This window comes from Roseiflexus sp. (genome assembly GCF_057785375.1).
In genome coordinates, this window is the sequence record NZ_JBYNRX010000059.1 from 25016 (window position 1) to 33277 (window position 8262).

The 8262-nt window shown below is 63.0% G+C and carries 4 protein-coding genes; all 4 read left to right on the top strand.

Going from position 1 to position 8262, the window contains the following annotated elements; all coding sequences use genetic code 11:
• The first annotated feature begins 116 nt into the window (after positions 1–116).
• The 4 genes from AC3EA7_RS10800 to AC3EA7_RS10815 all read left to right on the top strand — a co-directional run bounded on the left by AC3EA7_RS10800 (position 117) and on the right by AC3EA7_RS10815 (position 7984).
• Positions 117–3656, top strand: a complete 3540-nt coding sequence (locus tag AC3EA7_RS10800) for an ATP-binding protein (protein ID WP_488614059.1) — start codon at positions 117–119, stop codon at positions 3654–3656.
• A 550-nt stretch (positions 3657–4206) separates the two neighbouring features.
• Entirely contained in the window at positions 4207–5241 is a 1035-nt protein-coding gene (locus AC3EA7_RS10805) for a hypothetical protein (protein WP_488614060.1), read from the top strand.
• Between the two features lie 379 nt (positions 5242–5620).
• A complete protein-coding gene (locus AC3EA7_RS10810) occupies positions 5621–6910 on the top strand; it encodes a TapB family protein (RefSeq protein WP_488614061.1) in 1290 nt (429 codons plus the stop codon).
• Positions 6911–6952: 42 nt separating this feature from the next.
• Complete coding sequence (locus AC3EA7_RS10815) at positions 6953–7984, top strand: choice-of-anchor Q domain-containing protein (RefSeq protein ID WP_488614062.1); 1032 nt, start codon at positions 6953–6955, stop codon at positions 7982–7984.
• Positions 7985–8262: the final 278 nt, after the last annotated feature.

An 8262-nucleotide genomic window follows, 5' to 3' on the forward strand; every position in this document is an offset into this window, starting at 1 on the left:
TGTGCGCATCCGTATGCCATCGCAAGCCAGGAGCGCATCGCCTGATCCGCAAGAGTCCGTCTCAATCTGCGCGTATCCGGTTCTATGACAAACTACACTCATAACGGGAAGCGCCGATGGAATCGACTGCATCCCCTCTTCGCATCGTTCTCCTGGGTGATATTCGCCTCGAAGCCGGAGAAGCGCGCACGAATCTGCCGCAACGCGAGAGCCTGCGGCGGTTGATGACCCGTCTTGCGCTTCAGCCGCGCCAGCCGCTTCCCCGCAAACAACTGGCGTTCACCCTCTGGCCCGACGATGATCCGGCTGACGCGCTGGCAAATCTGCGCCGTCATCTCCATCTGCTCCGCTCCCTCCTGCCCCCTGTCGCTCGTGAGTGGCTGGTTGTTTCAACTCAACATATCGTCTGGAATGCGCCGCCTGAGTGTCAGGTCGATGTGCATGCCTTCGAGCGGGAATGGACGACGCTGCACGAGATGGAGGCGGCGGCTGAACTCTACCGCGGCGACCTGGCGCCCGGCATCGACACAGACGATGATATTCTCGTTCGGCGCGAAGCGCTGCGCCAGCGGTACCTGCTTCTGCTCAAATCGTTGGTGCGCGCCTGGATGGATCGCAGCGATTGGAGTCGTGCATGGAGGTGGGCGCGCCTGCTGGTGTCACACGACCCCTGGGACGAGGAAGCGGTGCGGCTGGCGATGACCGCCGCAGCACTTGCGGGCAGCCGCACCGCTGCGCTCGATATGTACCGCACGCTGGCGCAGGACCTGGAACGGGAGTTGCACGTTCAGCCGGCGCCGGAGACAACCGCCCTCTATCACGATATTCTCCATCACCGCCTGGCGCGTTCCATGACGCCTGATCGCTCCTCGAAGGCGTCCCTCTTTATTGGTCGGGACGATGAACTTCAGCAACTGTCCGATCTGATGCGCAACGCTGTGCAAGGACGCGGGCGGATTGTCTTCGTTTCCGGGCAACCCGGCGTGGGAAAGACCACGCTGGTGCAGGAGGCGGTACGACAGTTCGGCGCTATGGACAGCACGTCGGAACTGCGCGTGTTCTGGGGGTATTGTCAGCCATCGAGGAATGTCGGAGAGCGCCATCCCTACCTGCCCTGGCGACACATTTTTACTGCCGCCGCGCCGCGCCTGCTTCAGAGCGCCGCCGACTGGCTCCGTCGTCTGGCGCCGCTGGTTCCCGATTTGATCGGGTTGCGTCCCGATCTGATCGCGCCATCACAACCGGACGCGGCAGCGTTGCGTTCCGCCATCCGGCAGGGCATACAGGCGCTCGCACTGCATCAACCGTCGATTCTGATCATCGAAGATGCGCATTGGATCGACAACTGGTCGCTCGAAACCCTGATCGAACTGGCAGACATCTGTCTTTCGCTCCCGCTGCTGATCATTGTCACCCACCGATCTGGCATCATTACCCCGTCGCTGCTCTCCGCCAAACGAATGATGCGCCGCCAGCGCTGCGCGCTCGATCTGCATGTCCAGCCGTTTACGCCGTCTGAGACGAACTATTTTCTGGAGCAGGCATTGGGGCGAGACGCGATCGATGCCGATACGCTCGAAGATATCAGACGGCACGCGGGCGGCATGCCGCTCTTTCTGCGCGAGGCTGCCGAGAGCCTGCGCGACTCGCATCACCCGAAGAGACGCGGGTTGACAGGGCTGCGCGACTCGCTCAGAATGCGCCTGCGCGACATTGGTGAGCGCAATCGGCAGATGCTGGAAGCAGCAGCGATCCTGGGGTTTTCATTCGCCGATGACGAATTGCAGCAGATGCTCGGCTGGACTCTGTCGGCGTATGCGTCGGCGCTGGACGATTTGCATGCCCGACGACTGTTGATCGATACCGTCACCCATGGCGCCGACGATTACGCCTTTTCGCACCACGTCATTCACGACCTTATTCTGAGTGATATTGCTGCCGAACGCGCCGTCGTCCTGCACCAGCAGGCCGCCCGGAGCCTGGAGACGGTGCATACTGGTCAGAATGGGTATGCTGCCAGAATTGCCATACATTATGAGATGGCGCGCTGTACACAGTCGGCGGCGCGTTTCTGGCTGGAACACGCGCGTGAGAGCACCGATCTGGCGGCGTTTGAACAGGCGCTGGACGCCACCGCGCGCGCCGAGTCGCTTCTCGAAGGGACGAGCCGTGATGTGCGCGAACTCCGGGCGCAGGCCGCCGTGCAACGCGGCACCATTGCGCTGTATCAGGGAGAGTCCTCCCTGTCGTTGTCGCTCCTGCGCGACGCCGTTGACGTGAGCCGTGAGTTCCCGGCGCTCTACATCCAGGCGCTGGTTGCGCACTCCTACGCGCTCTATACCTGCGACCGCGCCGAAGCAGCGCACGCCGTCGCGTCGCAGGCGCTCGAACTGGCGTCGTCGTTGCACGATGCGCCCAACGCTGTGCGCGCGCTCAATATTCGCGGCGTCAGCGCCCTCATGCTGGGACGGGTGCGCGAAGCCGTCGATGACCTGCGACGCGCCTGTGCGCTTACCGACCAGATGCAGCAGGATGACGCCGATGTCCACAGTGTGATCGTCCAGACAACACAAAGCCTGAACCATCTCGGAACTGCGCTGGTCTTCGCCCAGGAGTATGCACAGGCGCGCGAGATGCTCGATCAAACGGTCGCCCTGGCGCAACGCAGCGGACTGCGGCGTTTGGAAGCGGCAGCGCTCACCATGATCGGCCAGTTGATGCTCAATTACGGTCGTTATGACGAAGCGATTCGGGTATACACCCAATCGATCGAGGTTGCAGGCGTGTCGTACATGCCAGGCATGTGGGGCAAATACGCCGGGCGTGGTTGGGCCTACCTGCGCACCGGCGAACTTGCTGCCGCGCAGCAGGATTTCGTGCAAGGATTGCAGATTGCAACCCAGGTAAACAGTCAGTATGGCGCGTTGCTCATGCAGACCTATCTGACATTTGTCGTTCTCGCGCAGGGAACGTCGTCCACGATGTCGCTGGCGCAACTGATGGCGCGCGCCGAGGATGCGCAGATCCAGCCGGTGGTGTACGCAACCGGCTTGCTGGCGGGTCAACTCTGGCGCCTGCTGGGTGATGTCGAGCAGGCGATGGACATGCACGAACGAGCGCTTCAGGCGGCAAGGTCTGCAAATGTGCCATCACTTATCCTGCATGCCCGCGCCCAGTATCTGTGTGACCGATTGCGGGCAGCGCCCGCTGACGATGCATTGGCTGAAGCAGATGAGATCATCGAGCAGGCGCGCGTCGCCGGTGAACTGCCGGTGCAATCCCTTGGCTGGTTGGCGCGGGCTGGCGGCCTGTTGCGGCTCGGTCGCCTCGATGGAGCCGCGCAGGCGGCGGAAAAGTCCGTGATGCTGGCGCGCGCCTGCCCCGATCAGCTGCTGATCGGCGAGGGACTGGCGCTGCTCGCGCAGATCCGCGCCGCTCCTGGCTTCACCGCAGCCTCTGACGCGGAACTGATCGAAGCGCAGACTATCGCCCGGCGCTACTTCGCGCCGCTGGCGATTCCACTGGGCATGCCCGACGCTGAGCGGCTGCGTCGGCATTGCCTCGATGCCCTCTGCGCCTCGGGCTTGCACGCTGTGCCCGTCGCACATCAATCGGCGGTCGTCGCCGCTCCACGAAAGCGCCGCAAAACGTCGTGATGGGGAACACAGAAGTTCGTAGATCGAGACGGATTTACACGGATTGATAGCCTTCCACCACGAGCAGATCCGTGCGTGTCCTTCGCATCCGTGTCCTTCTCATTCCCAGCGGGCGGGCGCCGCATAGAATGACATTTACACACACGGGCATTATGAAACCCCGACCGGCGGTTGAAACCGCGCTTTGGGGGCATGTGCGCGCCGGGCGTCGGACTGCGCCGGCGCTTCCTCTCCCGCGAACGCGGACGGATCGCCGGAGGCCCCTCAGGAGCAAATGATGATTTTTGAGAACATCATCCGGTATCGCCCGGTTCAGCCCGTGCAGGCGGGCTTCGCAACCGTAGCCCGCGGCTTCAGCCGCCAGGTGGGTGGGCCCCATCAGCCGCCGGGCGGGAAGGCGGAGAGCGGAATATTGCGCCTTCGCACCTTTGTGTGCGCTCGATGGTGACGAGGACGTTTTGAGGACGCTCGATCGCTACAATACCAATCGTCCGGTTCTCATGATCGACCGGGTCGTTATCGTACTGTCAATCGTCTCAGAGGTGCTTTCATGCAACGAACCGCCCATCCCTTGCTGTGTTTGCTCGCAGTTCTGTTCATCCTGTCCGCCTGCGCAGCGGGCAACACCACGACCAGCGCCCCAACCGCCGCTCCTGCCGCTGCACCAACCCAGGAGCCAGCCAATGATGCAAATGCGCCAACCCAGGCGCCAGCCGCTGCCACGACTGCGCCAACTCAGGCGCCGATCTCCGCCGGACCGGTCGATCCACGCACAAGTGAACCCTGCGCGGTCTTGAACGCAGAGTCCATTGCGGGCATTCTCGGTTCGTCGTTGATCACGACCGTTCCCCTCAAAGATGGGTTCATCCTTACCTGCTCATACGAATTCGATGGCCAAAAACGGGTCGATTTCGAGATGGACCTGCTCAATCCCGGTAGGGAAGCGTACGATAAGGTGATCAAGTTACAAGAGGGATTGGGCAATACGGTCGAACCTGTTACGCTAGGCGACGTCGCAGCCATCCGGGATAACAGCGGCAATCTCTCACTGTATCTGGTGGTCAACGGATGGTACACCGTGTTGTATGGGTATGGAGTCGAGCGGCAGGCGCTCATTGATATCGGTCGGCTCCTGACGGACCGCGTGATCGCGTTCACCCCTACATCACTGAGCGCTCTTGCTCCCACGGCTGTTCCCGGCTCCGGCGCCCTGATCGATATGGAAGTCGTGATCGAAGCGCCGCCGGAGATGGCAGGCGTCACCACGCTAAAGAGCCTGAACATCGTTTCGATTGCCGGATTTGCCATGTGCTCGTTCACGCCCTCAGCAGATCCCTTCATTGTTACGTTCATTGCGGGCCAGGAGCCGCCGACGCCGGTCGCCACCTTCCTCCTCTCTGTCAGCGGCGGGGTCACTCCGAATCAGCCGACGCTGGCGAGATTCGAGGTCGGTCTCTATCGCCCCGGTGAAGATCTGCAAATGTTCGCCGGGGAAGGAACCGTCGTCGTCGCACCCGATGGCAAGTCGGGAACCTTTGAAACCACACGGCTCAAGGGACGGTGGTCGTGCACCTTCGCGGATTGACGCCAGCAACCCGTGATCAATGCAGTTTAGCGCGTTCATTGCGCGTTTGCGCAGTACGTGATAGTACACGGATGCGCGCGGATTGAGACGGGCTGATACGGATCGGTCGCTCTCCTGGATTTGAACATTCACACAATAATCCGGTATCGCTAGGTCAAGCCCGCGCAGGTGGGCTTCGCTTCCGGAGCCCGCGACTTCAGTCGCCGGGCGGACGAGCAGACAACGGAATAATGACTCCAACACCATCAGCCGCCGGGCAACAACCGGCGTTGGCTGAGCCTGTCGAAACCAACGCCAATCCAGGACGGCCAATACACGCCATCCTGTGCGACATCGAATCATCGCTATCAGAGTTTCGCTCCAAGGAACAGAGATCACTATGAAACTCGCTTATCCCGGTCTGATCCTGATCGCGCTTCTTTTGCCCGCCTGTTCGTCGGGCGCGTCCTCCGTCCCCGGCGCGACGGCAGCGCCGACGGCTGTCTCCCAACCTTCCGGCGCGCCGTCGGCGACGCCAGCCGCCAACCTGTCGCCGACCGCAGCGCCAACCCCGGCGCCCGTTGCAACCACAGCGCCTGCCGCTGCGTCGCTCGATCCGCGCCCGCTCGATACTGCCGGAATGGAAGAATGCGCGTTGCTGACCGACTCCGATGTCAGCGCCTTGCTTGGTCAGACCCTTTCCGACAAAGTGCCTGAAGCCGCGGTGAACAAGACGGCCTGCTACTACAACTTCAGTAACGGGCAGAAGGTCTATGTCACCATCAGGATGGAAGCGCCCGGCGAGCAGATTTATGATGCCAACCTGCAATATCCCGACTTTGTCGCAGGAGCGGAATCGCTCCCGCTGGGGAAGATTGCGATTGTCAAGGAAGATGGCGACCGCGTGACCATTCACGCGGTGATCAACGGCTGGTACGTCGAGGTGGAGGGACGCGGCTTCGAGCGGCAGGCAGTGATCAACGTCGCCCGTTTACTCGAAGAGCGGCTGGTTCCCTACTATCCACCGCCGAACGCCACGCCAACGGCAGCGCCTGCCGCGCAGGGCGCTGCCGCCGGGGCGTGCCAGAACCGATATTACCCGGTGGTGCAGGGGGCGTCGTGGCAATACCGCCTGAGCGGCGTGAGCAACGACACCTTCACCCGCGCCATCACGACCGTCCGCGCCGATGGCTTCGATGACCAGGACACCTTCAGCGCCGGCACGACCCGCACCGGCAACTGGTCCTGTCAGGACGGCAATCTCATTGCCTTGACTCCGGGCGGCGGTCCGACGGTAGCCGCCGCTGGCGAGCAGTTCACGTTCACGGTCGAGTCAAACGACGGCGTGACCTTTCCCGCCGATCCGCAGCCGGGGCAGACGTGGACGCAGAACATTGTGTATTCGGGCCAGCAAACCACGGCTGGCGTGACCGTGCAAACCCGTAATGTGGCGGCGCTTTCGTGCAAAGCCGGGAACGTCGAGACGGTCACCGTCCCGGCAGGCGAGTTCCAGGCGCTGCGGGTGGATTGCACCAACAAAATAGACATCTACATCTCCGGCGCGCTCGCGTTCACGCTCAACAGCGCCAATATCGCCTGGCACGCGCCGGGCGCGGGCATGGTCAAATCGAGCGGCGCGAGCGATATGGGTTCTACTGAGATCGTCTTGCTGGCATACCGCATTCCCTGACGCCCGGTATCCTTGTCGATGCACGCATTCCAGGAGGTCATCATGAAACAGTTACGTCTGGTCGTCGCTCTGCTGCTGGTTGTGATGCTGTTCGCGCGGCAGCATGCTCCGCCCGTGTACGCAGCGGGGTATGTTGTCAATTCGCTGTTGGATACGATTGCCAACGACAGCGCCTGCACGCTGCGCGAAGCGATTCAGGAAGCGAACAACGGCGCCGACACCGACTGCCCCGGCTCACCCAGCAATGCTAACGACACCATCACCTTCAGCGTCAGCGGCACGATCACGCTCGGCTGGGTGCTGCCCAGTATCGTGAGCGGGGAGGGAACGCTGACGATCGACGGCAGCGGGCAGAACGTCACTATCAGCGGCAACAACGTTGTGCGGGTGATGATCGTGGACATCGGCGCGAACCTGACCCTGCAAAACCTGACCATCAGGCAGGCAAGCACCCCGTTGAGCGGGGGAGGCGTTGTCAATTCTGGCACGCTGACCGTGAGGAACAGCACCTTCTCTAACAACACAGCAGGCAGCGGCGGCGGCATTGTCAATTTGAGCAGCGGCACGCTGACCGTGATCAACAGCACCTTCTCCGGCAACAGCGCCACCGGCTTGAGCGGCGGCGGCGGCGGCATCTGGAACAATGGCACACTGGCGGTCAATAACAGCACCTTCTCCGGCAACAGCGCCGAGAACGGCGGCGGCATCCGCATTGCTGGCGGCAGCGCGACGCTCAGGAACACGATCATCGCCAACAGCGCGAGCGGCGGCGATTGCGTCGGCACGCTGGGCGGCACGAACAACAACAACCTCATCGAAGACACCGGTGCGAACGCCTGCGATTTGACCGACGGCGCGGACGGCAACATCATCGGCGCCGACCCCAACCTCGGCGCGCTGACCGGCTCACCCGCCTACTTCCCGCTCACTGCGAGCAGCCCGGCGCTCAACGCGGGCGACAACGCCTCCTGCGCCGCCACCGACCAGCGCGGCGTCTTCCGCCCTCAGGGCGGCCGGTGTGACATCGGGGCGTTCGAGATGGTGTTCGTGTCGCTGCCCCTTGTGGTTCGATAATCGGCGGCGCGACCGTCGGGGCAGGTCTCCGACCTGCCCGGCGTGACAGAATCCGTCGGGGCAGGTCTCCGCCCTGCCCCCCATTGCGGCGGATCGGCGGGTCCGGTCTCCACCCTGCCCGGCGCGACGGGATCCGTCGGGTCCGGTCTGCGCCCCGCCCGGTGCAACGGGATCCGTCGGGTCTGGTCTCCACCCTGCCCGACGCGACGGGATCCGTCGGGTCCGGTCTGCGCCCCGCCTGGCGCAACAGAATCCGGCGGGTCCGGTCTCAGACCTGC